Consider the following 25,707-nt stretch of genomic DNA (forward strand, 5'->3'; position numbering starts at 1 on the left):
GATGAAATTTGTTAAGAACGACCAAACAGCTGTTTTCGCCCTAGGCGGACTGGGTGAAATCGGCAAAAATACGTACGGTGTCCAATTCCAGGATGAAATCATTCTGATAGATGCAGGCATTAAATTCCCGGAAGACGATTTGCTCGGAATCGATTATGTTATTCCGGATTACACGTATTTAGTCAAAAACGTCGATAAAATTAAAGGCCTTTTTATTACACATGGTCATGAAGACCATATCGGTGGCATTCCCTACTTGCTTAAAAAGATTAATATTCCAGTTTACGGAGGCAAATTGGCACTTGGCCTTTTGCGTAAAAAATTGGAAGAACACGGTTTGTTACGTCAAACAAAAATGACTGAAATCGGTGAAGATGACGTCATCAAGTTTCGTAAGACAGCCGTCAGCTTTTTTAGCACAACACACAGTATCCCCGACGCTTTTGGTGTAGTTGTAAAAACTCCACCAGGCAATATTGTCCATACAGGCGATTTTAAATTCGATTTCACTCCAGTAGGCGAGCCTGCCAACTTATTGAAAATGGCTCAAATCGGAAGCGAAGGCGTATTATGCCTGCTATCAGACAGCACCAATGCAGAAGTTCCTGACTTTACGATGTCTGAACGCAAAGTCGGCGAAACGATCAAAGACATTATGAGAAAAGTCGATGGCCGCTTGATTTTCGCTACTTTCGCTTCAAACATTTATCGTTTGCAGCAAGTAACTGATGAAGCCGTTGCACAGGGACGCAAAATCGCAGTTTTCGGACGCAGCATGGATAATGCCATGACAATTGGTCGTGAACTCGGTTATATCAATGCTCCAGAAGATGCATTTGTGGATACTCAAACCTTAAATCGCTTACCTGCAAATGAAGTACTAATCCTTTGTACCGGTTCACAAGGCGAACCAATGGCCGCTCTTTCAAGAATTGCCAACGGCACTCATCGCCAAATCCAGATTCAGCCAAATGATACGGTTGTCTTCTCGTCTTCCCCGATTCCGGGCAATACGAGCAGCGTCAATCGGACAATCAATTTGTTGTTCCGAGCGGGAGCAGACGTGATTCATGGATCGCTTAACAACATCCATACATCCGGCCACGGCTCAGAGCCTGAAAATAAATTGATGCTCCGTTTGATCAAGCCAAAATTCTTCATGCCGATTCACGGTGAATATCGTATGTTAAAAACGCATGCAGGTTTGGCGGTTGAATGTGATGTACCTTTGGAAAACACCTTTATCATGGAAAATGGCGAGGTTCTTGCTTTAGGGCAAGAAGAAGCTTCTATCGCAGGTCGCGTTCCTTCGGGCGATGTTTACATCGACGGCAGCGGTATTGGCGACATCGGTAACATCGTTTTGCGTGACCGTCGCGTGCTTTCTGAAGAAGGTTTAGTCATCGTTGTTGTAAGCGTTGATATGCAAAAGAATAAAATGGTTTCTGGCCCCGACATCATTTCACGTGGATTTGTCTATATGCGCGAGTCAGGCACCATGATCTATGAGGCGCAACAAATGTTGAATCGCCACCTTAATAAGAAAATACATGGCAAAAACACAGAATGGGCAGAATTGAAAAATGATATTTCTGACGTTCTTGGACCGTATCTGTATGAAAAAACAAAACGCCGTCCAATGATTTTGCCAGTAATCATGGAAGTATAAAAATCAAGGCTATTTAAGTTATAAGAGGTGCACTCGGGTTTAACCCAGTGCACCTTTTTATTTTGATCTATATAAGTTGAACGAATGATTTCAGCCTGTCGATATTCCGCAAACCAGCTCCGCTTTGGGCCCGCATACTGTGGACCAAAGCGGCCGTCTGAAGCGACTTTTTCGTTTATCCACTGATTATCGAGTTAAAAAATTATTTCTTTAGTTCAACTTTTATAGAAACAAGTTCCGTCCATTTTTTATCAAAAACAGAAAAAGACCTGAAAAGAATGATTATCCTTTTTAGGTCTTTTGGGATGCTGGAGAAGTCCCAACAGTATTTTTCTCATTAATTCATCATTTTCTTCTCGAAACGATTGATGTCTGCGTCTGAACCAATGATGATCAAGATATCCTCTTGTTCAATTTCCATATCTGCCTGTGGAGAAACGATGATGTCATCTCCCCTTTTTATCGCCACGATGTTAATGCCATAGCGTGCCCGGATGTCGAGACCAATCAATGTATAGCCAGCCAGCTTCTGATTTACCTTAATTTCTATGATGGAATGTTCATCGGACAGCTCCAAATAATCCAGCACGTTATTGGAAAGAATGTTATGGGCGATCCGTATACCCATATCACGTTCTGGATGGACCACTTTATCCGCACCTATTTTGTTCAATACTTTAGCATGGTAATCATTTTGCGCCTTTACTGTAATTTTCTTCACGCCAATTTCCTTCAGCATCAGGGTTGTTAAAATACTGGCTTGGATATTTTCACCGATTGCGACAATGACATGCTCAAAATTCCGGATGCCCAGCGATTTTAAAACTGCCTCGTCTGTCGTGTCCGCCACAACAGCCTGTGTTGCGATGGAAGCATACTCATCTACTCGTTCAGAGTCCTTGTCGATTGCCATTACATCCGCATCCTGTTCAATCAATTCACGTACTATGCTGCCGCCGAAACGGCCAAGTCCAATGACTACAAATTCCTTTTTCATATGCATCCTCCAAATAATCATGTGGCTTTATTCTATCATATATGACCTGAACTAAAAATCTGCACCTATCGATATTTCGCATAATAACTTCACCAACATCTGCGCATCCAGAGGTTTGCTATTTTCAAAAGCTGAATTCTTTAATTCCACTAAGAACGCTATTCGCGGCAGTAAAAAACCCCGCTTATCGGCGGGGATCCAGTGGGCGTTTCGGCCGGTTTTCACAATACTCGCAGCTGATGTCCGTGCAGGGCTCTTCCCGCCATTCGTTACAGCTGGCGCAATAACTTGCGTCAAATTCATCATCAAAAGTCAATGCCGCCAAGCAAGTATGGCAATAAGTGTGGACATCCATCCAGTTGATGAACCGCTTGTCAGCCACGAGATACAATCCTTGCTGGTCTTGTTTGTAATTCATAATTGAAGGTTTTTGAATGACCCGGTTTTTTGGATCGAGAAAGAAATTCATTTTGCCGTTCACATTGATCACTCCTAGGGTTTTGGTCGAGCAGTAAAAAAAGGACTTTCCTGTTCCAGCCGGAAATCAACTTTCCCATCTTCATTGGCTTGCTCAGCACCGGAATGTTCACGGGCCAATCGCATTTAACCATTTGTATGAGATGCATGGAGCTTGTTTGTTTGTTTGTTTGTTTGTATCATTTTGATTTATTTTGTAATCGTTCATATCAAAGATTCAACTGGCTTGTTAAAAAATTAGTAAACCATTATTTATTTCACACTTTCTCTATGATAGTAAAAACAACCGGTAAATTGCAATAGATAACAATCCCTTATTGAAAATAATTTCCGACTTGAAAAATTTAAATCGTTTCGTATAATGAATATATGCTATTAGTAAACTAAAAGTATATTTTAACTAAACTTTCTGCAAACAGTTAGTTAAAAGGAATCGAGGAGAATTCTGATGGAGATCGGAACTAAAATCAAACGGCTTCGATTAAAGAACGGATTGACTCAGGAAGAGCTGGGAAAGCGAACGGACTTGAGCAAAGGATTCATATCCCAGCTGGAGCGGGATATGAACTCACCTTCCATTGAAACCTTCTTCACCTTACTGGAAGTGCTAGGCACTACCCCAAAGGATTTTTTCGCCGATGACCACGATGTGAAAATCGTTTATTCTACAGCTGACCATATGGCCCATATTGATGAAATAGCGGGTTATGAGATTGAATGGCTTATTCCTACCTCCAATGAGAAAGAAATGGAGCCTGTCTACCTAACCTTGCAGGTAAAGGGTCAATTTAAGAGCTTCGAACCGTCTTCTGCCGAAACATTCATCTATGTTCTGGAAGGTCAGCTCCTGCTCAAAATTGGCATTCATCACTATACGGCAGCTGCTGGTGACTCCATTTATTACGAAGCTTCCGATCATCATCAGCTGATTAATGATTTTGATGGGGTATCCGAAATGATTATCGTCACGACGCAATCTTATTTATAATTCAGGAGGGATCTTATGACCGAAACATCCATTATACGATTTGAAAATGTCACTCAGACATTTGAAGGTGTTGGCAATGTCTTGAACAACGTCAGCTTCGAACTTGAAAAAGGAAAATTCTACACGCTACTTGGTCCTTCAGGCTGCGGGAAAACGACTATATTGCGCCTGATTGCCGGCTTCACTAAACCAACCAGCGGAGATATTTATATAGATGGCAAAAAAGTGAACACAGTACCGGCCAATCAGCGCCAGGTCAATACGGTATTTCAGGATTATGCACTGTTTCCTCATTTGAATGTCTTTGAAAATATTGCATTCGGGCTACGCATCAAGAAAATCAAAGGCCCTAAAGTCGAGAGGCGTGTAAGAGAAGCCCTGGCTTTCGTCAATCTTCAAGGCTATGAGAAACGCGAGATAGCCGAAATGTCTGGCGGCCAGCGCCAACGCGTCGCAATTGCCAGAGCCATTGTCAACGATCCGGAAGTTATTTTGCTCGACGAGCCGCTTGCTGCCTTGGATTTGAAATTACGGACTGAAATGCAATATGAATTGCGTGAACTGCAACAGCGGCTCGGCAAAACCTTTGTCTTTGTTACGCATGACCAAGAAGAGGCACTTGCGATGTCTGATGAGATTTTCGTCATGAACGCTGGACAAATCCAACAAAGCGGCACTCCTATGGATATTTACGACGAACCAATCAACCGTTTTGTCGCTGACTTTATCGGAGAATCGAATATCGTCAGCGGTGAAATGACTGCGGATTACCAGGTTCGTTTTGCTAATAAGGATTTTGAATGCGTCGATGCCGGATTGAATCCCCATGAACAAGTGGAAATCGTCATCCGTCCGGAAGATCTGGAAATTACGCCTACTGGTGCCGGAAAAATGGCCGTTACGGTTGATACCCAATTGTTCAGAGGTGTCCATTTTGAAATTTCTACAATTGATGAAGCGGGCAATGAGTGGCTGGTCCATTCCACGAAAAAAGTGGAGGTCGGTTCTCACATCGGCTTGGATTTTTCGCCTGAAGCGATTCATGTTATGCGCTTAAACGAATCGGAAGAGGCGTTTGATGCACGTCTAGAGTCCTACGGAGCGTCCGTCAATGAAAGATAATCCGTCACGCCCGTTATACCTTGTTCCTTATTATATATGGATTGCCTTGTTTGTCATTGTTCCGATTGCGTTAATCTTCTATTTTTCCTTCTTGGATTTGACCGGTGCATTCACGCTGGAAAACTATCAAAACTTTTTTTCCTCTGTTTATCTGCGGATGACCTTAAGTTCTTTCTGGTATGCCTTCCTGATTACCTTGATCACCATTGTGATTGCTTATCCAACAGCTTATTGGCTGACTAAGACCAAGCATAAGCAGCTATGGCTGTTGCTGATCATCATTCCTTCATGGATCAACCTGTTGCTGAAAGCCTATGCCTTTATTGGGATTTTCGGATTATACGGACCTGCCAACAAACTTCTGCAGACGCTGGGTGCAGGACCGTGGCAAATTTTGTTTACTGATTTCAGCTTTATCTTTGTTTCTGTTTATATTTTTATTCCGTTCATGGTGCTGCCGATTTTCAATTCACTAGACAAAATTAATCCGGCATTGGTTGACGCTTCACGGGACTTGGGTGCATCGTCTTTCACCACCTTCAGACGTATCGTCTTTCCATTAGCCATTAACGGTGTGAAATCAGGTGTACAAGCGGTATTTATCCCTGCTCTGTCGCTTTTTGTCATCACCCGCCTGATTGCGGGAAACAAGGTCATCACACTTGGTACGGCTATTGAGCAGCAATTTCTGGTGACCCAGAATTGGGGCATGGGTTCAACCATTGCTGTGTTCTTGATCCTGTTTATGATCATCATCATGATGCTGACAGGTCAGAAAGAAAAAGGAGGCTCATATAATGGCAAAACTAAGTAAGCTGGCAAAAATCTATTTGGTTCTCGTCTTTGCCATTCTCTATGCGCCCATTTTCTATTTGATCTTTTATTCATTTAACAGCGGCGGCACCATGTCGAGTTTCGAAGGATTTACTTGGGAACATTACGGCGCTGTCTTCAATGATACACGGCTATTGATCATCTTGATGAATACTGTAATTATTGCTTTGCTGTCTTCTCTTATTTCAACAGCAGTCGGTGTCCTAGGTGCTATTGGTATCGTATTTTTGCGAAACCGCAAAACACGTAAAACGGTTCTATCATTGAACACTATCTTGATTGTCAGTCCGGATGTCATTATCGGTGCGTCGTTTCTTATTTTGTTCACTATGATCGGCGTTAAATTGGGCTTTGCGTCTGTTCTGATTTCACACATCGCTTTTAGTATTCCAATTGTAGTAATTATGGTTTTGCCGAAACTTCAGGAAATGAGCAGTTCATTGATTGATGCTGCAACTGATCTTGGTGCATCCAAACGTGATATTCTGACGCGCGTGATTATTCCGTATATCAAACCGGGAATTTTTGCTGGATTTTTCCTGGCCCTGACTTATTCGCTGGACGATTTCGCTGTGACTTTTTTCGTCACAGGGAATGGATTCTCGACTTTATCCATCGAAATCTACTCAATGGCAAGAGCTGGAATCACATTGACCATCAATGCTCTTTCCGCATTAATATTCGTGGTAACGCTCGGACTGGTCCTCGGCTATTACTTCTTTAATCAACGTGCGGGACAATCCCCTGGGACTGGAGGCGCCAAAACATGAAAGAAATTATAAGAGCCACAATTGCTATTGTTATTGTATCGGCCATTCTGTTATATACCGTCAATGTGTTGGAAAAGAGTTCAGCAATATTTGGCGGTGGTACCATTTCCGTTTACAACTGGGGTGAGTATATTGATCCCGAACTAATCGACCAATTCGAAGAAGAAACCAATATCTCAGTGGTTTATGAAACATTCGATTCAAACGAATCAATGATGACCAAAATTGAGCAAGGCGGTACGACCTATGATGTGGCTGTGCCTTCTGAATATGCTATTGAAAAAATGAAAGAAAACAACTTGCTTCAGCCGATTGACCACGATTTGATTCCGAATCTGCAGAATATCGATCCTTATTTTCTTGATCTCCCTTTTGATCCAGGCAATGAATACTCGGTTCCTTATTTCTGGGGAACTGTCGGCATTGCATTCAATCCGACATTGCTAGAAGGTCAGACTTTTGAGAGCTGGGACGACTTGTGGGACCCAACGCTCCAGCAGGAAGTCATTCTTGTCGACAGTGCACGCGAAGTTATCGGCATGGGCTTGAACAGTCTTGGCTACTCTCTGAATTCGACCGATATGGACGAATTACGTGAAGCTACAGATAAGTTAAAAACTCTTGGTCCCAATGTCAAAGCCATCATCGGTGATGAAATCGTCGAAATGATGCGCCGTGAGGAAGCCGCTGTCGCTTTAACTTGGTCTGGACAAGCAGCTGACATGATGTGGATCAATGAAGACATTGACTACTCGGTTCCAGAAGAAGGTTCAAACTTATGGTTTGATAATATGATTATTCCAAAAACAGCTGACAATGTCGAAGGCGCTCATGCTTTCATTAACTTCATGCTCGATCCTGAAGTAGCTGCCCAAAACGCGGATTATGTCGGCTACTCTACACCGAATGAACAGGCAATAACCCTAATGGATCCCGAGGTTACAAGAGATGAACGTTTCTATCCACCGGAAGAACTGCGAGAACGCCTAGAAGTCTATGAAAACCTTGGACTCGAAATGCTTGGAACGTACAATGAGTTATTTCTGGAATTTAAAATGGATATGGAAAATTAACAGGCAAAAATTTTGCCTGTTTTTTTTGTGGAATTTGGGGTATAGTATGTAGATTCTAAAGACTAAAATTTAGTAATGCGAAATAACAACGAAAGAAGGTCTCTTTATGGCCGTTAAATCAAATAAGTTTGCACTTTATGTGCTGATGTTCAATATGTTTATTGCCATGAGTGGCATCGGATTAATCATTCCAATCATGCCTGCTTATCTGGATACATTCGGTGTGGCAGGTCAAGCCCTTGGCACATTGATTGCCACTTTTGCTTTTGCCCAATTCCTATTCTCTCCTCTCTCCGGGCAGCTTTCCGATAAATATGGCCGCAAAAAACTAATCATCTTCGGATTGATTGTTTTCGGATTGTCTCAGCTGGCATTCGGACTCGCTTCTCACTTGTGGATACTCTACGTTGCCCGCTTCTTCAGCGGACTGGGCGCGGCTTTCCTGATTCCACCGATGATGGCATTTGTTGCAGACATTACCACATATGAAGAACGCGGAAAAGGTATGGGTCTGCTCGGCGCCTCCATGTCCCTTGGTTTTATGATTGGCCCCGGTATCGGCGGATTTTTAGCGGAAGTCAGCATTCAGTTTCCGTTCTATATTGCCACTGCTGTTGCGCTGATCGCAGCTTTCATTTCTTTTGCAGTACTGCCGGATGTCGCGCCTACGATTCAAGCTGCTGATGCAAAATCTGAAAATCTGCTCCAGCAGATGAAGCGCTCCACCTATACGCCTTACTTTGTCATGCTGTTGGTGATGTTCATTTTCGCTTTCGGTTTGTCCAACTTCCAGTCGACCATCGCTTTGTACGCTGATAAAAAGTTTGGTTTCACACCGAAAGAAATTGCGATTTTAATTACAATCGGCGGCTTTGTCGGAGTAATCGTCCAGACTTTCGTCATCGATAAACTCTTTAAGCGTTTTGGCGAAATGAAAGTTATTCTAGTCAATCTTCTAGTGTCTGCCGGCGCAATGATCAGTATTTTGTTTGTTAGTTCTTTCTGGGCGATTTTAATGGTATCCGCGGTATTTTTCACCGCTGCCTCCCTGCTTCGTCCAGCCATCAATACGCTGATTTCCAAATTGGCGGGGGATGAGCAAGGCTTTGCTGCCGGCATGAACAATGCTTATATGAGTTTAGGCAATATGATTGGTCCTGCACTTGCCGGTATTCTTTTTGATATCAATATGAGCTATCCCTATATTTTAGGAACCGCTATTCTAATCACATGTTTCTTTATCGCCAATACGTGGTCGATGCGAAAGCAGCAGCTTTTGGCTACGAGCCGGAGTTAACAAACTAAAAAACAGTAGCCCGGACCTTAAAGGTTTGGGCTACTGTTTTTGGGTAGTAAAGAAAAATTATTTTTTGCTTTTCGCTTTTATTAATTGATCAATTGCCGTAGGCGAAGAATCTTCTTCTTTTGCAGCTTTTCTCTTAACTAGAGGTGCCGGAAGTCCGAAACGACGAAGCGTGATATCTGTAAAAAACAAGATCATTGCGATAAACAGGACAATCAGTTGAATCGACCGAATACTGCCACTCTCGTAAGACATATCCCGAAATGCTGCGTCTAATGTCTCTAAGACCTGTCCACCTGTCCGCTCAGCCAGTGTCGTCATTAAAGACATGTTCGCCTCTGCCGTTTGATATTCATCACCATAAGGGATCGTCAGGCCTGTTTTGTAGGCAGCTCCTGTTTCGTTACTGATGCTAAAAAATACTAATCCGGGCTCAGCATCGATTTTCACTTCTACTTTCCCAGGTGCTACCGGTTCCGTCTGCAACGGAATCTCGTTGCCTTGCTCATCCACTGCCGCAACCGTTAAAATTGCCGAGCTATGAGTAGGATCTTCGACTGTGTAAACGCCTTGTTCTTTTCGCGCGACTGAAAAAGGAATTTCTTCAAACGTAGGCTGCAATTCAGCTGCAGTTTTATTCCAAAAATCTGGCCACTTCGACCAACTCTGAAAATCTCCGCTCCATGCCCCGCTTCCAGATGTAAAGGCAATCGTTTTTCCAAGGCCATAATTCCAACTCGCTAGTACGGGATCTTCTTCTTCACTTTCAAGTGCTACTAAAGCTGTGCTTTTCGCAGTGGTTGCAATATAGGTATTCAGCTGTGGTACACCGTCTGCAAATAAAGGATTCCATTTGCTGTCGTATACCACCGGATAAAACGGCTTATCGACAATGTAAGTTCGCGACATCATAATCGTCTCACGGGATAAAATAGCGGGGATTGTCGTGGCATCTGTGACGTCGTAAAATCGCCCGCTACCTGTATTAGCTAGTTGCTCTAATAAATTTCGATCTGCATCTTGTCCAATGGAGACGGTCGATAAGGTAATATTATTGTCTTTCCCGTTTTCGATTAACGCATCATAATCATTGGATGTCGCGGATTGTCCATCTGTTAACAGGATAATATGTTTGCGCTGCAGTTTTAAATCTTCTAATTCCATATAGGCCTGCTGCAACGAACGATAGATTTCAGTTCCACCACCTGGTGTAATACTCAAAATTTTGTCTACTGCTTTTTCCGGATCGGCTACTTTAGCTGTCGGCAAAATTTCCCACGGTTTGTCATCAAATGCGATTACGCCTAATGTATCATCGGGTCGTAACAGTTCAACAGAACGAGCAGCTGCTTCTTTCGCTAGTTCCATTTTCATGCCCATCATGCTTCCCGAGCGGTCCATAACAATCATCAAGCCGAGTGAAGGCAATTCATGCTTGCCTTTAACTTCCATTTCGACTGGCAATAAACGCTCGATTGGCGTTTTAAAATATCCGCCTAGACCAAAGCTTTGATCACCACCAACCATCATAAACCCAACACCAAATTGACGAACCGCTTGTTCAATAATGGCCATTTGTTGTTCTCCTACAGATGTTCCAGAGACATTATCAAAAATAATCGAATCATAACGAAGTACGGCAGACAAACTGCTCGGCAATTGGTCAGCAGCTAGTTCCGTTACGCCTAAATTATTCGTATCCAATAAACCTGGAATTGGACTTGGAACACCGCCGTTCACGACTAGCACTTCTGGGTTTCCAGAAACTTCTGTAATGCTAAACAATGAATTGTTTTCAAGGTACGCATCTTTCGCCGTTTCTAAACGGACTTCATACTTTTGAAGCCCTTCCGAATTGGCAGGATACGAATAGCTATAGACATTTTGACCTTCTACGACTTTGACCTCTTTACTATCCAACTCTTTATCATTGGCAGAAAAAATAAGTTTAGCTATTGATTCAGCATCTGAGTCAATGGCTACAGTAAAGGTTTGCGATTCACCTAAAAATGCACGTGATGGCGTTTCAAAGCGGCTAATCGCCATATCATTTTTAGCGATTTGTTCGACCGGCCATATATCCACTTGAAGACGCTCAGACTGTAGTCGATTTAAACTTTCGATAGCAGATGATTGTGTTTCATTGCCATCCGTTAAAATGACAAGTCGCGTCGCTAAGTCAGTATCTCCACTATTTGAAGCGAGTTCTAACGCCCGGGCGATATTGGTGTGGCTACTGTTTCCAACGGTTAGTTCTGCCGGTAAAGTTTGCGGATCGTTGGTCATTGGTAACAAGCTTTGGAAATCCTCCGCAAATGTATAGACCGCGATAGACTGATGATCTTTTTTGGCTTCTAATGCTTCTTCTATTGCCACCGTCATTGCTGTTTGCATTCCTTCAAGAGACGCAGAACGGTCCATAAGAAAAATAACCTGCTCTTCTTTTACAGGACTGAATAACGAAGGAGCTGCCAAAGCGAAAATCAACAACGTGACAGCCACGGTTCTAAAAACAAACACAGCCTTTATCATTTTAGAGCTAGCTGAAGAATGCTTGAGTGCAAACCAGCCAAAATAAAACAGTGCCGGAATGAGTAACAACAGCCAGATTGGTTTATCGGGTTGCAATTCCACGACGGTACACCTCCCATTCCAGAAGCACTAACAGTAAGATTATTCCTATAATAAATGGCACAAACGAAAAACGAACGGTATCTTGTGCAGCTTTCGCCTGCCCCATTGCATAAGACGACCCAGCAGAAAGCTCCTTTTCTTGAGAAGGTAGCTGTACAATCATGGTCATGTCTTTTTCGTCACCCACTACTTGGTAAACACCCGGTTCGTTAGGTGCCACAAAAGGTCCGCTTCCTTCAATATAGGAATGGCGATAAGCACCGTCTCGAAAAATTTCCCATTCTCCTGTTGGTGAAGCTAACGAAACGGATCGATGTTCGTTCGGTTGGAAAAAACCAAGAAATTCCGCATCGCCTGATAAACTTTCCATTGCGCTCCATAAAAACAAAGGAAAAGAAGGAGAAAGCGGCCAGTCGGTCAATTGAACATCTGTCAGCACGACAATATCTCCTTTTGGAGAAACTTGAATAAAGGGATGGTCATCTATTGTGGCGATGGTTTCATAGCCTTCAAAAGGCGGATACAGTTGTGAAACATAAACTTCATCCAATGAGGCATATGTGAAAAGTGGATGTGGCTTTGTCTCAATTTGTCCGGTCACTTCAAACGGATTTTCATCATTTCTCCCAAACATTAAAATGGGTGTCGTTGCTTCTAGTAAATCACGTTGATTGGTAACTAGGGGCAATCCAGCGTTTGGCTGCAATTGAGTGGATTCGGCTAAACTAACATCTAAAGCGAGTGAACGAAAACCACTTGCGATTAATTCATGCAAAGTCGAGTCAATAACAACTGCGTTAACTGGCGGGGCTAAATATGTTGCCATTGTGTTATCCGCGGCATAATCATCCGACACTTCTAGCTCTGCTTGCCATAGCTTGTCGTTTGGCAACTCTTCAAACGGAACGAGCAATTCTTCCGCCGCTTCAAGTTTTACTTCTACTGCTTTTTCGAAACTGCCAGATGATAAACGCACAGTAGCATTCATGGGTTTTTCGCTATTATTGACTACTTGAACGATACCTCGCATGTCTTTATCCGTTTCCGAAAGACCCAGTTGGCGAATGGCTACATTGTTCAATTTTTCTGAATAGCCATGAACTTGATAGCTTTGACCGGTTTTATTGGCAAGGATAGCGCGGTCTAAATGATCGGTGAAAATGTGAATAATCGTTGAGTCAGTGGTCGCAAGCGTATCCGCAAATAAAATCGTTTGCTCGATTTCGGCATTTTCATAACTTACCGCTAGTTGGTCAATTGCGTTTTCAACTCGCTCAAAATCTTGCTCGTTGCGAATGATGACCTCTGGGCTACTACCGGTCGTAACAATTGTGACGGGCTTGCCTCCTGCTTGTGACGCCAATTTCTTCATCTTGGCCTGCTGTTTTTCAAAATGCGTTGGAGAACCTGCGAGCATCGTTGCTGACGTATCCACAATAAAAATAAAGTCATTACCAGCTAATGTTTCTGATTCGCTAAAAGGCTCGATTAACGCAATTACACAAAAAATAAGTGCTGCCAATTGAAGATAAAACAATAAATGATGCTGTAACTTTTTTAAATAAGGCGATGCTTGCAGCTCTTTCATTCGTTCTTGCCAAAATAAGATTGAAGAAACGTACTGATCTTTGTATTTTTTTCTAAAGAAATAATAAAGAATGACGGCTAGCGGCATAATTGCCGTCCAAATCATTCCCCAATTTGCTGCTCCCATGCCGCTTCACCTCACCCAATCCAGTTTTTGCGTATCATTTGATGAAATAACACTTGCTCGATTCCGTCTTCTACGTGTACTGGCAAATAAGCAATGCCATATGTGCGACAAAGAGATTCCAAACCTTTACTATGAAGCTCACTTTGCTTTTGGTATGCACGAAGTGCTTCTTCTGTCACCGTCACGCTCGTTACTTGCTGCGTCTCATCGTCGATAAAACGCAAATCACCTTTATAAGACGGCAGTCGTTCGTCTTGTGTAGTCAAATGAATAAACCGGATATCGTGCGCAAAAGCCGGAGCCTGTCTGAAAAACACCTGCCAATCTTCCAGCGGTTCTAAGCCATCGGACACGATGAATAATACCGTAGAATCTTTTGCGGCATGAAAACTTGCCTGACTCGCAAACGACACGTTTTCAGGGTCTGGCATAGCAGATACAAAATGTTCAAACAGCTTTTTGGCTGATTTTCCTTTTTTACGAAAAGGAATCATTTGTTTTTGCCCAGCTGACACCGTTAAGCGGTCATCACTTCCTAACACCATTAAGCCAAGTGAAAACGCCAATTGCTTCGCAAATAGCCATTTATTGTCCATTGATTTTGAACTATCAAGCAAGATGTGGATACGCATTTCTTGTTCATCTAGAAAACGTTTAATGTAGACGCGTTCAGTTCGTGCATAAACGTTCCAGTCAATATGGCGGACATCGTCTCCCGGATGGTATTCACGAAAATCAGAAAAATCCAGTGAACTACCAAAACGCATCGACCGGTGAGAACCTTTATGGTGTCCCTTAATTTTTGCTTTTGTTCCAATGACATAGCGACTAAGACGCGAGCCCCAATCAGCTGGCAAATTCAATAAAGTCATTTCAAGACGCCTTTACCAGCAGCACTTAGCACACTATCGATCAACTCATCTGCGTTTTTCCCCATCGCTTCAGCTTCGTAATTTAACAATAAGCGATGTCTTAATACAGGTTTTGCCACATGTTTTAAGTCCCCAATCGACACATGGTAACGTCCTTCCATTAACGCACGTGCTTTCGCAAGACGAATCAAACTTTGAAGACCACGCGGGCCGCTACCGTATTGAACATATTGTTGAATCGCTTCGTGTTCTGAATGCTCGGGATGTGTGCTTTGAATCATGTCGACAGCTACCATCAAAATATCTTCTGCCATCAACACTTCTTTCACCATATCTTGTGCATCAATTAAGCTGGTTGTATTCATCTTCTTATTAAGATTAATGGTTTGAGAGCCCGTCGTTCTGCGGCTAATTTCTGCAAGTTCATTACGGCTTGGATAAGCAACAAGGATTTTGCAAAGAAAACGGTCCATTTGTGCTTCTGGCAAAGGATACGTTCCTTCCATTTCAATGGGATTTTGTGTTGCCAAGACGAAAAATGGTCGTGCCATTTTTTTCGTATCACCAAGTATGGTCACTGTCTTTTCACCCATCGCCTCTAGCAACGCACTTTGTGTTTTCGGTGTAGCACGGTTGATTTCATCTGCTAGCACCATTTGATGAAAAATCGGACCTTCTCGAAAAGTAAATTGCTGGCGCCCTTGTGTATCTCGTTCAATAAGACTGGTTCCCGTAATATCTGAAGGCATCAAATCGGGTGTAAACTGAATTCTTGAAAACGACAAATCGAGCACATCCGAAATGGTTCGAATTAACATTGTTTTACCAAGACCAGGTAATCCTTCTAGTAAGGCATGACCATCCGCTAAAATAGCGTATAAGGAAAACTCAACCGCACTTTCTTGCCCGACGATAAACCGTCCAATTTCGGATTTGACTTCTTGAAGCAATTGGCTCATTTCTGTAAATTGATCGGTTGTGTATGTCATAAAAACCCTCTTTTCTATTTGTCGGTTTCAATATCTGTAAAGTACTGTTCTACAATGGTTTGCAAATCAGGCGGTAATTGCAGACGATCCGCACTAGAGAAATATGAAGTCGAGTAATCCCCCACTACGTCCGCATAAGGCTGAACCGTTCCTTTTGTCGCTGGAACAGCGCCGTACTGTTCGCCGGCCGCCTCTCCTTCTCCTACTTTTCCGCTAACGACTGACGTGTCACTTTGCCCTCCAATTCGAGAAGGTACAGTTAACAGATCTCGGCTACCTTGACCTTTACCAGCTCCACCGCCTTGACCTGCACCTTGGCCCTGACCTTGTCCTTGTCCTTGTCCTTGTCCTTGTCCTTGTCCTTGTCCTTGTCCTTGCCCTTGTCCTTGTCCTTGTCCTTGTCCTTGTCCTTGTCCTTGTCCTTGTCCTTGTCCTTGTCCTTGTCCTTGTCCTTGTCCTTGTCCTTGTCCTTGTCCTTGTCCTTGCCCTTGCCCTTGCCCTTGCCCTTGTCCTTGTCCTTGTCCTTGGTTTTGTGATTGGCTATTTTTTGACTCCGATTCTGACTCTCCAGCTTCTCCAGTAGTTTCACTTTCTTCATTTTCTAATGCTTGCCCAGTAGAATTAGATTCACCGGATTTTCCTTCAGTGTCAGAAGATTGGCCTTCAGAAGAATCATTTTCTTTGCTACTAGTTAATTGCTCTCGCTTGGCGATGGTTTGCTGCAATGGAAATGCTACGGGTTTCCCCATATTGCTTAAAGCTGTTTGTGTGTTTCCGGCCTTTTCAGCTAATTGCCCAGCAGCTTTTTCAATATCTTCGCTAATCTCTTTAGCATCTGGATTTTTGCCTTCTGCCAGCTGACGTTTTTTCAAATCCAATTCTTTTTGTTTTTTGACGATTTCTTTTAATATGGCTTCTGGATTTTCTTTGTCTTCGATTGTTGCTTGTAATGTATTCAATTCTTTTTTAACTACTTTTGTTTCTGCTTGTTTTTTGATTTCATCAATTTCTTTCTTAATATCTTCTACCAATTCAAGTTCTTTTTCCACATCAGTTGCTTGATTTTGCAAATTACTAGGAAAGACTAAAAGCAAGACCATGAACGTCGCGCTAATGATCGCTCCAATTAACCACTTAGGACGTAGCCATACTTTGCGTTCTTTGCGGAACAATTGGTAGCTATACGGAATGGTCTTGGCTGTTTCACGAGTCAATTCTTCAGTCAACGCGTTGCGATCTGTTAGCTTCCACACGGTCAGCAACTGATTATGAGGTGTAAAACGGTCCAGTTCTTGCACTGCTTTTTGCACATTGGGCAAGCCTTTACTAGACAACACAACCCAACTTATCACGACAGCAATTCCTGCTACATATGCATAAAATTCATAATAAGGAAGCACGAACAATCGTGATACTAACAGTAATGCTGTAGCTAAAGCCAGACCTGCAAATAAAGCAAACTGAAAAACACGACTGATATGAAGCGTCTTTAACAGCCGCTCAACTTTTTTAACATAGATGCGTATATCACGATTGTTCATGAGAATCCCTCCTTATTTGTATTTATTCATATTGACACGCAATTTTTTGACAGCTAATAAAAGACAGCCAGCTGATACAAAAACATAGAAAATGGCATAACCAATCCATAATGGAATGGGAACCATCGTCAAGCTTTGCAATTGATCTTCCATCGAGGGTTGTAGCAAAGTTAGCAACACTGCAGGCGGGTTAATGGTTGCCCAAAAATGAGCCATTGGTGAAATTGAAGACACCGTCGTACCCATTTGAGAAACTTGAACCGAAATCAGTAAGAAAAATGCTGTAACACCGGCGATGAAAATCATTGCTCCGTACGTGGCGATAATGGCAACAATGGTTTTTCGAATCAAGGTCGATAGCATGACACCTATACTAGCAATTGCCAGTAAGGTCAGCATATAAAACAAGAAAATATAAAATAGCTGACTAGGCGAAACGCCTCCGTATAAAAACACTAAGCTGTATATCGGTAACCCCGACACAATCATCAATAACAAAAAGGCGATGGATGATGTCATTTTCCCAAAAATAATTTGGAAAGAAGTTTGAGAGGTTGTCAGTAAAATATTCAAGGTCTGTTTTTCACGTTCTGTACTAATGGTTCCTGCTGTTAATGCTGGCGTAATGAATAAAATCAATCCTAATTGAATATACGTCATGATGCTAAATAGCATGAAACTTTCATCTGGACGGAAAAAACCATTACCAGTTAAGGATGTGGCTAGAAAGATAAAACCAAAAACAAAGACGCTCATCGCGATCAAATAAAACAAAATACCGGTAAAGCTTTTTAAGTTACGAAAGCGTAATTTAAGTTCTTTTACTAGTACCGGATTGGCAAAAAGGGTTTTCATCCAATTTCCACTCCTTTTGTAATCGCCATAAAGACATCTTCCAAATCTGTCTCTTCTTCTGAGAACGATAAAATCGGCAATTTTTGATGGATGGCACGTTGCAATAACTGGAGTTGATCTTCATCTGTTCCCCGGTAGAAAAACTGAATGCTATTTTTGTCTTGTTGTACTTCTATTTGAGAAACAAACGGATCCATTTCAAAAAATGCAATGACCGATTGCATTTCGCCTACTAGTTTGACACGAAGCACTTTTTCGCTTTGAAGCTGTGCTTGAATGTCAGTTACAGAACCTTGTGCAATCAATTTGCCATTATCAATGACGCCAATGCTATCGCACATTTCAACAAGTTCCGGAAGAATGTGAGAAGAAATCAAAATGGTTTTGCCCATCACTTTTAGCTCTCGCAAGATATCTCTCATTTCTACACGCGCACGTGGATCTAGTCCTGAAGCAGGTTCGTCTAATATTAATATTTTCGGATCATGAATCAGCGCCCTTGCCAAACAAAGACGCTGTTTCATGCCGCGAGACAATAAATCGACGTAGTCATAACGCTTATGTTCTAAATTAACCAATTCCAAAAGCTTCGGGATTAATACAGCGCGTTCTTTTGGCTTGATCCCATAACTAGCACCGTAAAAATCTAAATATTCATCTGTTTTTAGTTGGTCATAAACACCAAAGAAATCGGGCATGTAACCAATTTGCTTCCGCACTTCTTGAGGGTTTTTCGTCACACTTATTCCATTGATAAATGCATCTCCAGCCGTTGGTTGAAGAAGCGTAGCCAAAATTGAAAAGGTGGTTGATTTTCCTGCTCCGTTCGCACCTACAAAGCCAAAAACCGTACTATCTTCTACTATTAAATTCAAATCCTGTAGGGCGTAAAAAGAACCATATTTTTTTGTTAATCCAATTGTTTCAATCACGGAGCAATCACTCCTTTCAATTTAACTTTCGGCACTACCACTTCAGGGTTTCCTGAACTTTCGGTAATCTTCAACTTCAGTTTGATGGCGCCTTCTGGACCGATATACTGTTTTGCTTTTTCGACAAATTTTTGATTAGACTCTGTAATTTCTTCGTAACTTCCACTGACCACATTCAATATGCTGACAGTGACGTTTTGTCCTGTTTTAGTAAGTGCTAATTCAGTCCATGTTGATTTTTTCAAATCAATTTCTTCTGGCAAAGTATAGGTCAGATCAAATTCACCAGGTTCAAAATAATAGAGATACGGATCATTTGAGACATTTTCAAAAAAACCTGTATTATTGGCTGCGACCAGATTCATCGTCAAGGCATCTACATTCAATGTGATGTCGCCTTTTAATGTTAGTTGCGGTTTAAAACTTTGTGCAATAAGGTGAATAGATTTTACAGATGCTCGTTGATTTTCAAGCGTGATTGGTACGATGGCATCTTTCGTATAAGCGACCACATAAGGTGATTTACCGTTTTTCGATAATTGCTCGAAAGATGTGGATAGCAAAGTTTGACGACGCGCTTTTTCCAACTCTTTTAAATTTGCTACGGGCTGATAGGCATATGATTGACCGACAGGCGCTGCCGGTGACAAAATCGCTGACTGAACGGTTTCATTAACTTTCAAGGTTTCACCAGGATTAAGCTCGCCTACATCCATAAGACGTGTACCTGTCCAAATTGAAACCTCTTCAACCGCAAACGGAAAATTATTCTGAATAGTTCCAGTGATCTTTTCGTCAGCTACAGTTAAGTCGATGTTAAAGTCACCACTGTCTTCTATATACGATTGTCCCATAATCGATTGTACAGACCAATAACGCATATCTCGCAAAGTCATTTGACTATTGGTTGCACCTCTTTCCAAAATTGCCGAAAGATAAGGCTCTGTTGAAGAAAATTCGTTTGCTATGCGACTGGTCATTGTAGTAGAAGTTGGTGCTGTAAACTGGTAGTTGCCACCGCGGTTTGACAATAACGAATTAACATAATAACCTTTTAATCCACTATCCGCATCTACTTCAAAAAAGCCGGTTTGTTGAATTTGTGGATTGCCAATTCGGTCTTTTGCACCAAAAGCGAATAATCCAATTGAAGTCAATATGGCAACTGCTGGAATGATAACCCAAGCATATTCTCGCTTGTCTTTTTTCTTCAGTACAATATAAAGTACCGGGACAATCAATAAAATATACAGCAATACAATCGCCAGTATAAATGGTTTTGACACTTCAAAGCTTTCAAATAGCTCGTTAACATTTCCTACTTCATAGATCATATAATCAAGTATGGATTGTCCACCCATTGAGTTATAGTTTGTGGCAACTGCTGGGAAAAAACTCGACATCATTTGGCTATATCCTTCTTGACTGGAAACCGTTTCATCTCCAAGTGAAAAACTCATTTGTGTCAAGCTACCCGAGCCAATTGGTTGTGTAGCAGCAAAAACTTGACCGTCTTTTTGTAGCTTGGCTGTCGCTCCTTCTTTAACTGTTGCTTGAAAAACAGGAACTGCCGTTTCTAATCCTGGAACTTTTACATCTTTCACATCTGCTAATTCCAAAGGCAAGTATTCGCTCAAATTGCCAAGTTCTACTTGTAGATTAGTTGTTGAGCCTGTGACAACATGCCCACCTTGTTGAATCCATTGCAAAACTGCTTTTTGCGTAGGTGCCGGCAAATCACTATAAGCAAACTCATCAATGACCAAATAATCGATCATGTCCCAAGCCTGCACTTCAGTCGGCACTGTAAATTCTTTTAGTTGATTAAGGTGGAATACTTCGATTCCTTCGCTTGTTGGAACGGTCAATTGCTTTAAAGGCGATAAACGATCTGGATTATCTGTTAATGTCGCTACAAATAATGACATTGGCGTATAGTAAGATGGCTGTATCGTTTTCTTGCCTTTAAACTTAATGGACTTTCCTTTTTCCCAACCACCTTCAAACAAGAAAATACTTTGGTCGCTCGGTGCTCCAGAATAATACATATCCGATAATCCAGATGAAGCGATTTGCAACGTTTTGCTTTCGCCTTCCGCAAGCTCGATTGGCAGGGCCATACCGACCCCGAGATTATACGTCTCTGAAAAACTGAGCACCAAATCCCCAGAAAATGCTGATCCTTCATTGGTTACTGTGAACTGGAGAGGCAATCCTTTTTCATACTTTACTTTATTTTGAAAACCGGCACTCGAATCAATAGTGATTTGTGGCGCCGCTAAAGAAGGTTGTGGCATGGCAAACAAACTCATGAATAATGCGAAAACAAAAAATGCCAGCAAGCGTTTATGCATGATAATCCCCCTTTTACTCGTCTCTTTATTAGTACGCTAGTAAATTAAATTAGTTCCATCTTCTCACAAGCAAAATCTAAATAATTTGAACCCTGCGATTCTTACTGATGGTACTCTGGTAAACAAGCTTGTCGATTGCTTCCAGTTCTACCTATTCAGTGTTTCTAATAAAAAAAGCAGACAGCCTGGGCTGTCTGCTTTTATAGTTCTAAAAAGAAGCCATGTAGAAAATCTGGCATCAACTCAAGAATTTGTTCATCAGGATTCAATTTTGAGTGATGCAATCCATAAGCTGACGAAACGCCTGCCCAAAACATGACCCCTGGAATTTGTTCGGTAAAGTAACCAAAATCTTCGCCTGTCATCGCGGCATCGCTTTGGATTGCTTGGATGCCTTCAACCTGATCGGCGTAGCGCAAGAAATTTTCTGCTAAAGTCTCATCATTTTTAACTTCAAGGTACCTCGAGCCATAATCAATATGGACTTGGCAGTTGTTTGCTTGTTCAACCGCTCGGCAAATTGCTTCAATGCGTAGTTTAATTTGACTCATCGATTCACTATTAAGTGTGCGAATTGTGCCTTCTAGCCGTGCATGTTCAGCAATGATATTCTGTACCGTTCCAGCGCTTAGCTTGCCAATTGTGAGCACGGCCGAATCCATCGGGTTCACATTGCGACTGACCACGGTTTGGAGCTGCATCAACATAGAAGCGGCTGCAATCGCCATGTCTTCTGTCAAATGAGGAAAAGCCGCATGCCCCCCTTTGCCGTGAAGGTCGATAAACAGCTCTGATGTATTGGCAAACAATAATCCGGGTCGTGTGCCAACAGTACCGACTGGCAGCTCTGGTGCAATGTGCAAAGCATAAATACAATCAGGTAGAAAATCTGGCTTGTCGGTTTTCAGCCATTCCCGAAAAGGCAATGCACCTCCAGGTCCTTCTTCAGCTGGTTGAAACAAAATGACGACATCATCTTGAATTGGTTTATCGATTAGCTTATGCAACAAACCGATCGTAATGGCCATGTGGATATCGTGGCCACATGCATGCATAAATCCTGGATGCTGGGATTGGAATTCCAATCCGGTTTCTTCCGTAATCGCCAAGGCATCAATGTCTGTTCGCCAACCAATCAGTTTTGTCGGGTTGTCACCACGCACTTTAACTGCGAGGCCTGTTCGCCATTTTACAAGTTCAATACGCTCTTGAGGAAACTGAGAAATGATGTCCATTAAATACGCTTGTGTTTTCACTTCCTGAAAACCGATTTCTGGAATTTGATGCAAAGCTCTTCTAATTTTAACTAATTCCATAGCGCTCACCTACTAAAGTTGTCTTAGTTCATGTTTGATTTCTGTTTTTGAGCGTGTCTTTTCGTCCATCAATTTCAATACGCGTGCTGGAGTTCCGCCCACTACTGAGTTTTCAGGTACATCTTCGATAACGATGGCTCCTGCTGCGACGACTGCTCCTTTACCAACGCGAACGCCTTCAAGAATAACTGCATTGGCACCGACCATCACATCGTCTTCAATAATGACAGGGGTCGCTGATGCCGGCTCAATAACGCCGGCTAGTACTGCTCCAGCACCAATATGACAGTTCTTTCCTACTGTTGCACGGCCGCCCATGATAACGCCCATGTCGATCATTGTCCCGTCTCCGATGACAGACCCGATATTAATGACAGCGCCCATCATGATGATGCAATTATTGCCAATTTCCACGTTTTCACGGATAAACGCGCCCGGTTCTATGCGGCTGTTGATCTGTTTCATATCCAATAATGGAATCGCTGAATTTCTGCGGTCGTTTTCTACAACTGAATCTTCGATAACAGCAGCGTTTGTCTCTAATGCTTGCTGAATTTCTGTCCATTCGCCAAAAATAGTTACTGAATTACCTTCTCCAAATACTTTGGAAGATGTGCCGTAATCTAAATCAGCAACGCCGTGACCTTTTATGTAAACTTTTACGGGTGTAGCTTTTTTTGCATTCTGTATGTACGAAATTATTTCAGTTGCGTCCATTTGTTTCATCAATAAAACCTCTTTCTATTAAGTGATGTTGTTATTATATCTGATTTAGCATAAAAATTCATCCGCTTCATCTTAATAAAGCGGCATGTTTTTCAACGATATCGACAAATGCTTCAACTTGACGCAACTGAAAAGCGGATTCATAACCGATAAGCCATGTATCTCGCGTCAATGCCAACTCTTCTTCATTATTCGTCAGCGGCATCATATGTACATCTTCTGTGCCCGTCAGTGTAATAGATGGCAAGATCGCATAGCCGATTCCGTTAACAGCCATCTGCTTACAAGTCTCGATCTGGTCTACCGTAATTTGCCGTTTCGGATTAGAGGCAAAGTATTTTTGCCACCATTGCTGAATTTCTTCATAATAGGTCGAATCACTTTTAAACTGGATAAATGGTCTTTCTGTCTGAAGAAGTTCTTCCAGCGAACGGATTTCTTTATCAACTAAATACAAGGTATCTTTGAATAAATGCAACTTAGTGCCTTTCCAATCCGTGTGTCCACGAACAATTCCAATATGAGCTTCGCCGTCGTAAAGTGCGCGGACAATTTCTGAGCTCCATCCTGTAATCAACTGGATTTTCGCTTCTGGGTAAAGCGTTACGAAATCCTTCAGCACTTTTGGCAACCAATTTTGTCCGATGATTGTGGCACATGCAATTTTTAAGGTGCCATGTACTTTCGATGTTAGCGTATGCAGCACTTCAAACACTTCTTCTTTGCGCTGGATGGTTTCGTTGGCATATTGAATGACTAATTCTCCAGCAGGTGTCGGAGAAAGCCCCTTTTGGGAACGGATGAATAATTGCTGGCCCCAATCTTTCTCGATAGATTGCAAGCGCTGGGATAAAGCCGGCTGGGATAAAAACAGCCGCTCCGCCGCCTTTCTCATATTGCCTTCTTCGGCCAGTACCTTAAGGATCAATTCTTCATTTGACACTGCTCTTCACTCCTTTTTGTCCGCGAAGCCCAAAGATTAGAATAAAACTAACTAGTGCGAAAAGTGCGGTGACCAGATAGACGTTTTGAAGCGCTCCAGCCAATGCCTGCTGCAAGAAGCCCAGCGCTTCGCCAGAAATCTCAGCGCGGCTGTCAACACTCAACAAATCATTGATAGAGCTTAAGGAATAGTTTTGACCATTGGCAGCGAAATACCGTAGCAAAGAGCTATTTAAGATACTGCCGAGCAAGGCTACACCAATCGTGCTGCCCAAGTTCCGCATGAACATATTCGAAGCAGTTGCTGATCCACGCTGTTCATAAGATACAGCTGCTTGAATAGAGACAATGAAAGCGGTACTAGTCAAGCCCATTCCGAGGCCAACAAAAAAGCTGGACATGGCTGCCCATAAAGGGCCGAATTCAGGCTGCATCAAGATAAACAATAAAGTACCGATGACGAGAAAAATACCGCCAGTCAATGACGTTTTAAAATAGCCAATTTTCAGCAGGAGTCTTCCTGAGAAAAAAGAAGCCAATGGCCAGCCAATCGACATAGCAGTCAACGTAAAGCCCGCGATGGCTGCTGGTTGCTCCATTACGCCTGTCACGTAGGCAGGTAAATAGCTGGAGATACTGATTAATATGACACCGGTCGCCAAGGAAACGAGATTGGCATAAAGGATAGTCTTGTTGCGCCAAATTTCAAAAGGCATCATTGGATCAATAGCTTTGTGCTCTGCCCAAATAAACAGCACAGAAAATAGCATACTGGCCATTAGCAAAATTAAGGATTGCCTGGATAGCCAGTCAAACGATACCCCACCTTCCACCAACAAATACAGCATGCTCGATAAGGCCGCCGTCAATAAGGCCGCCCCTTTGTAATCAATCACCGGTTTTTTCTTATTCACTGGTTCTTTCAAATACAGCAGAACGCCCATCAGAGATAGAAGACCAAGAGGCAAATTTATCCAAAATACATATTCCCAGCCGACAGTGGCCACCAAAATACCACCGATTGCAGGACCAGTGACGGCTGAAATGCCCCAGACACTCGATAAATAGCCCTGAACCTTCGCACGTTCCTCACGTGAATAGATGTCTCCAACAATCGTGGTCGCAATCGGCATGACTGCACCCGCACCCATTCCTTGAACAAACCGGTAGAAAATCAGTTCTTCTATCGAATTGGCAAAGCCACATAATAAGGAACCAAACAGAAACAGTAGCATACCGATAGCAAATATACGCTTACGACCAAATATGTCAGATAGCTTACCGTATATCAGGACCGTAACGGTGCTCATCAACAAATAAGCAGAAAATACCCAGCTATATTTCGCGAACCCGCCTAGTTCAGAAGCAATGCTTGGCATGGCAGTCGAAACGATGGTCGCTTCGACTGCACTTACGAACATCGCCAGCATGACAGCAGCCAAGACCAGTGGCCTTTTTGTTTTATCCATTAAACAAACCTCTTTTCGACTGACATTAAAAGCGAAAGCGCTTTTGTAGATTTAACGGACATAAGCCAATTTGGCGAAACGGCATAGTTCGGCCGCACAATCAAATTGGCTTATGACCCTGAAATCTAGG

General features: G+C 42.4%; 21 protein-coding genes. 7 read left to right on the forward strand and 14 right to left on the reverse strand.

The genetic code is table 11. From position 1 onward, the window contains the following. The first annotated feature begins 1 nt into the window (after nt 1). On the forward strand, nt 2–1,669 hold the full coding sequence (gene rnjA, locus BBH88_RS12570; RefSeq protein WP_065536734.1) for a ribonuclease J1: 1,668 nt from the start codon (nt 2–4) through the stop codon (nt 1,667–1,669). Nucleotides 1,670–2,006: 337 nt separating this feature from the next. Here rnjA and BBH88_RS12575 read toward each other — a convergent pair whose 3' ends face one another. Both BBH88_RS12575 and BBH88_RS12580 read right to left on the reverse strand, forming a co-directional pair. Next, entirely contained in the window at nt 2,007–2,666 is a 660-nt protein-coding gene (locus BBH88_RS12575) for a potassium channel family protein (protein WP_006831185.1), read from the reverse strand. 184 nt (nt 2,667–2,850) lie between these two features. Beyond that, nucleotides 2,851–3,147: a hypothetical protein gene (locus tag BBH88_RS12580; RefSeq protein ID WP_006831184.1), complete on the reverse strand. Its 297-nt coding sequence runs from the start codon at nt 3,145–3,147 to the stop codon at nt 2,851–2,853. 444 nt (nt 3,148–3,591) lie between these two features. Between BBH88_RS12580 and BBH88_RS12585 the strand changes: the two genes are divergently transcribed. From BBH88_RS12585 to BBH88_RS12610, 6 genes are all read left to right on the forward strand, one after another. Continuing rightward, on the forward strand, nt 3,592–4,131 hold the full coding sequence (locus BBH88_RS12585) for a helix-turn-helix domain-containing protein (protein ID WP_006831183.1): 540 nt from the start codon (nt 3,592–3,594) through the stop codon (nt 4,129–4,131). 15 nt (nt 4,132–4,146) lie between these two features. Further along, nucleotides 4,147–5,253 carry an ABC transporter ATP-binding protein gene (locus tag BBH88_RS12590; RefSeq protein WP_006831182.1) on the forward strand — a complete coding sequence of 369 codons (1,107 nt, stop codon included), beginning with the start codon at nt 4,147–4,149 and terminating at the stop codon, nt 5,251–5,253. After that, complete coding sequence (locus tag BBH88_RS12595; protein WP_065536733.1) at nt 5,243–6,067, forward strand: ABC transporter permease; 825 nt, start codon at nt 5,243–5,245, stop codon at nt 6,065–6,067. The genes BBH88_RS12590 and BBH88_RS12595 overlap by 11 nt, the downstream gene beginning before the upstream one ends. Further along, entirely contained in the window at nt 6,051–6,857 is an 807-nt protein-coding gene (locus tag BBH88_RS12600) for an ABC transporter permease (RefSeq protein ID WP_065536732.1), read from the forward strand. Before BBH88_RS12595 ends, BBH88_RS12600 begins: the two co-directional genes overlap by 17 nt. After that, nucleotides 6,854–7,930 (forward strand): ABC transporter substrate-binding protein, encoded by a 1,077-nt coding sequence (locus tag BBH88_RS12605; RefSeq protein ID WP_006831179.1) that lies wholly within the window; start codon nt 6,854–6,856, stop codon nt 7,928–7,930. Before BBH88_RS12600 ends, BBH88_RS12605 begins: the two co-directional genes overlap by 4 nt. 106 nt (nt 7,931–8,036) lie before the next feature. Further along, a complete protein-coding gene (locus BBH88_RS12610) occupies nt 8,037–9,227 on the forward strand; it encodes an MFS transporter (protein WP_006831178.1) in 1,191 nt (396 codons plus the stop codon). 66 nt (nt 9,228–9,293) lie between these two features. Here BBH88_RS12610 and BBH88_RS12615 read toward each other — a convergent pair whose 3' ends face one another. The 12 genes from BBH88_RS12615 to BBH88_RS12670 all read right to left on the reverse strand — a co-directional run bounded on the left by BBH88_RS12615 (nt 9,294) and on the right by BBH88_RS12670 (nt 25,577). Beyond that, on the reverse strand, nt 9,294–11,867 hold the full coding sequence (locus tag BBH88_RS12615) for a VWA domain-containing protein (protein ID WP_065536731.1): 2,574 nt from the start codon (nt 11,865–11,867) through the stop codon (nt 9,294–9,296). After that, nucleotides 11,848–13,581, reverse strand: coding sequence for a vWA domain-containing protein (locus BBH88_RS12620; protein ID WP_065536730.1), 1,734 nt, complete (start codon nt 13,579–13,581; stop codon nt 11,848–11,850). The genes BBH88_RS12615 and BBH88_RS12620 overlap by 20 nt, the downstream gene beginning before the upstream one ends. Before the next feature lie 11 nt (nt 13,582–13,592). Next, nucleotides 13,593–14,453 (reverse strand): DUF58 domain-containing protein, encoded by an 861-nt coding sequence (locus tag BBH88_RS12625; protein ID WP_006831175.1) that lies wholly within the window; start codon nt 14,451–14,453, stop codon nt 13,593–13,595. Beyond that, on the reverse strand, nt 14,450–15,442 hold the full coding sequence (locus BBH88_RS12630) for an AAA family ATPase (protein WP_006831174.1): 993 nt from the start codon (nt 15,440–15,442) through the stop codon (nt 14,450–14,452). Before BBH88_RS12630 ends, BBH88_RS12625 begins: the two co-directional genes overlap by 4 nt. A gap of 14 nt (nt 15,443–15,456) precedes the next feature. Continuing rightward, nucleotides 15,457–16,983, reverse strand: a complete 1,527-nt coding sequence (locus tag BBH88_RS19260; protein WP_065536729.1) for a hypothetical protein — start codon at nt 16,981–16,983, stop codon at nt 15,457–15,459. 12 nt (nt 16,984–16,995) lie between these two features. Next, a complete protein-coding gene (locus BBH88_RS12640) occupies nt 16,996–17,838 on the reverse strand; it encodes an ABC transporter permease (RefSeq protein ID WP_006831029.1) in 843 nt (280 codons plus the stop codon). Beyond that, entirely contained in the window at nt 17,835–18,770 is a 936-nt protein-coding gene (locus BBH88_RS12645) for an ABC transporter ATP-binding protein (RefSeq protein WP_065536728.1), read from the reverse strand. The genes BBH88_RS12640 and BBH88_RS12645 overlap by 4 nt, the downstream gene beginning before the upstream one ends. After that, the gene (locus BBH88_RS12650) at nt 18,767–21,124 is read right to left on the reverse strand and encodes a hypothetical protein (RefSeq protein ID WP_065536727.1); all 2,358 of its coding nucleotides are present in this window, start codon (nt 21,122–21,124) and stop codon (nt 18,767–18,769) included. The genes BBH88_RS12645 and BBH88_RS12650 overlap by 4 nt, the downstream gene beginning before the upstream one ends. A 200-nt stretch (nt 21,125–21,324) precedes the next feature. After that, nucleotides 21,325–22,440, reverse strand: a complete 1,116-nt coding sequence (locus tag BBH88_RS12655; protein ID WP_065536726.1) for an N-acetyldiaminopimelate deacetylase — start codon at nt 22,438–22,440, stop codon at nt 21,325–21,327. A 12-nt stretch (nt 22,441–22,452) separates the two neighbouring features. Continuing rightward, on the reverse strand, nt 22,453–23,166 hold the full coding sequence (dapD, locus tag BBH88_RS12660; protein ID WP_065536725.1) for a 2,3,4,5-tetrahydropyridine-2,6-dicarboxylate N-acetyltransferase: 714 nt from the start codon (nt 23,164–23,166) through the stop codon (nt 22,453–22,455). Nucleotides 23,167–23,233: 67 nt separating this feature from the next. Beyond that, nucleotides 23,234–24,109 (reverse strand): transcriptional regulator CcpC, encoded by an 876-nt coding sequence (locus tag BBH88_RS12665; protein WP_006831024.1) that lies wholly within the window; start codon nt 24,107–24,109, stop codon nt 23,234–23,236. Then, on the reverse strand, nt 24,099–25,577 hold the full coding sequence (locus BBH88_RS12670; RefSeq protein ID WP_006831023.1) for an MDR family MFS transporter: 1,479 nt from the start codon (nt 25,575–25,577) through the stop codon (nt 24,099–24,101). The genes BBH88_RS12665 and BBH88_RS12670 overlap by 11 nt, the downstream gene beginning before the upstream one ends. Nucleotides 25,578–25,707 lie beyond the last annotated feature (130 nt).

The sequence above is a fragment of the Planococcus antarcticus DSM 14505 genome, assembly GCF_001687565.2.
Classification (GTDB): Bacteria; Bacillota; Bacilli; order Bacillales_A; family Planococcaceae; genus Planococcus; species Planococcus antarcticus.

Coding starts and splice junctions, on each gene's coding strand:
- rnjA (WP_065536734.1), top strand. CDS start 2: ATGAAATTTGTTAAGAACGACCAAACAGCTGTTTTCGCCCTAGGCGGA.
- BBH88_RS12575 (WP_006831185.1), bottom strand. CDS start 2,666: ATGAAAAAGGAATTTGTAGTCATTGGACTTGGCCGTTTCGGCGGCAGC.
- BBH88_RS12585 (WP_006831183.1), top strand. CDS start 3,592: ATGGAGATCGGAACTAAAATCAAACGGCTTCGATTAAAGAACGGATTG.
- BBH88_RS12590 (WP_006831182.1), top strand. CDS start 4,147: ATGACCGAAACATCCATTATACGATTTGAAAATGTCACTCAGACATTT.
- BBH88_RS12595 (WP_065536733.1), top strand. CDS start 5,243: ATGAAAGATAATCCGTCACGCCCGTTATACCTTGTTCCTTATTATATA.
- BBH88_RS12600 (WP_065536732.1), top strand. CDS start 6,051: ATGGCAAAACTAAGTAAGCTGGCAAAAATCTATTTGGTTCTCGTCTTT.
- BBH88_RS12605 (WP_006831179.1), top strand. CDS start 6,854: ATGAAAGAAATTATAAGAGCCACAATTGCTATTGTTATTGTATCGGCC.
- BBH88_RS12610 (WP_006831178.1), top strand. CDS start 8,037: ATGGCCGTTAAATCAAATAAGTTTGCACTTTATGTGCTGATGTTCAAT.
- BBH88_RS12620 (WP_065536730.1), bottom strand. CDS start 13,581: ATGGGAGCAGCAAATTGGGGAATGATTTGGACGGCAATTATGCCGCTA.
- BBH88_RS12625 (WP_006831175.1), bottom strand. CDS start 14,453: ATGACTTTATTGAATTTGCCAGCTGATTGGGGCTCGCGTCTTAGTCGC.
- BBH88_RS12630 (WP_006831174.1), bottom strand. CDS start 15,442: ATGACATACACAACCGATCAATTTACAGAAATGAGCCAATTGCTTCAA.
- BBH88_RS19260 (WP_065536729.1), bottom strand. CDS start 16,983: ATGAACAATCGTGATATACGCATCTATGTTAAAAAAGTTGAGCGGCTG.
- BBH88_RS12640 (WP_006831029.1), bottom strand. CDS start 17,838: ATGAAAACCCTTTTTGCCAATCCGGTACTAGTAAAAGAACTTAAATTA.
- BBH88_RS12650 (WP_065536727.1), bottom strand. CDS start 21,124: ATGCATAAACGCTTGCTGGCATTTTTTGTTTTCGCATTATTCATGAGT.
- BBH88_RS12655 (WP_065536726.1), bottom strand. CDS start 22,440: ATGGAATTAGTTAAAATTAGAAGAGCTTTGCATCAAATTCCAGAAATC.
- dapD (WP_065536725.1), bottom strand. CDS start 23,166: ATGAAACAAATGGACGCAACTGAAATAATTTCGTACATACAGAATGCA.
- BBH88_RS12670 (WP_006831023.1), bottom strand. CDS start 25,577: ATGGATAAAACAAAAAGGCCACTGGTCTTGGCTGCTGTCATGCTGGCG.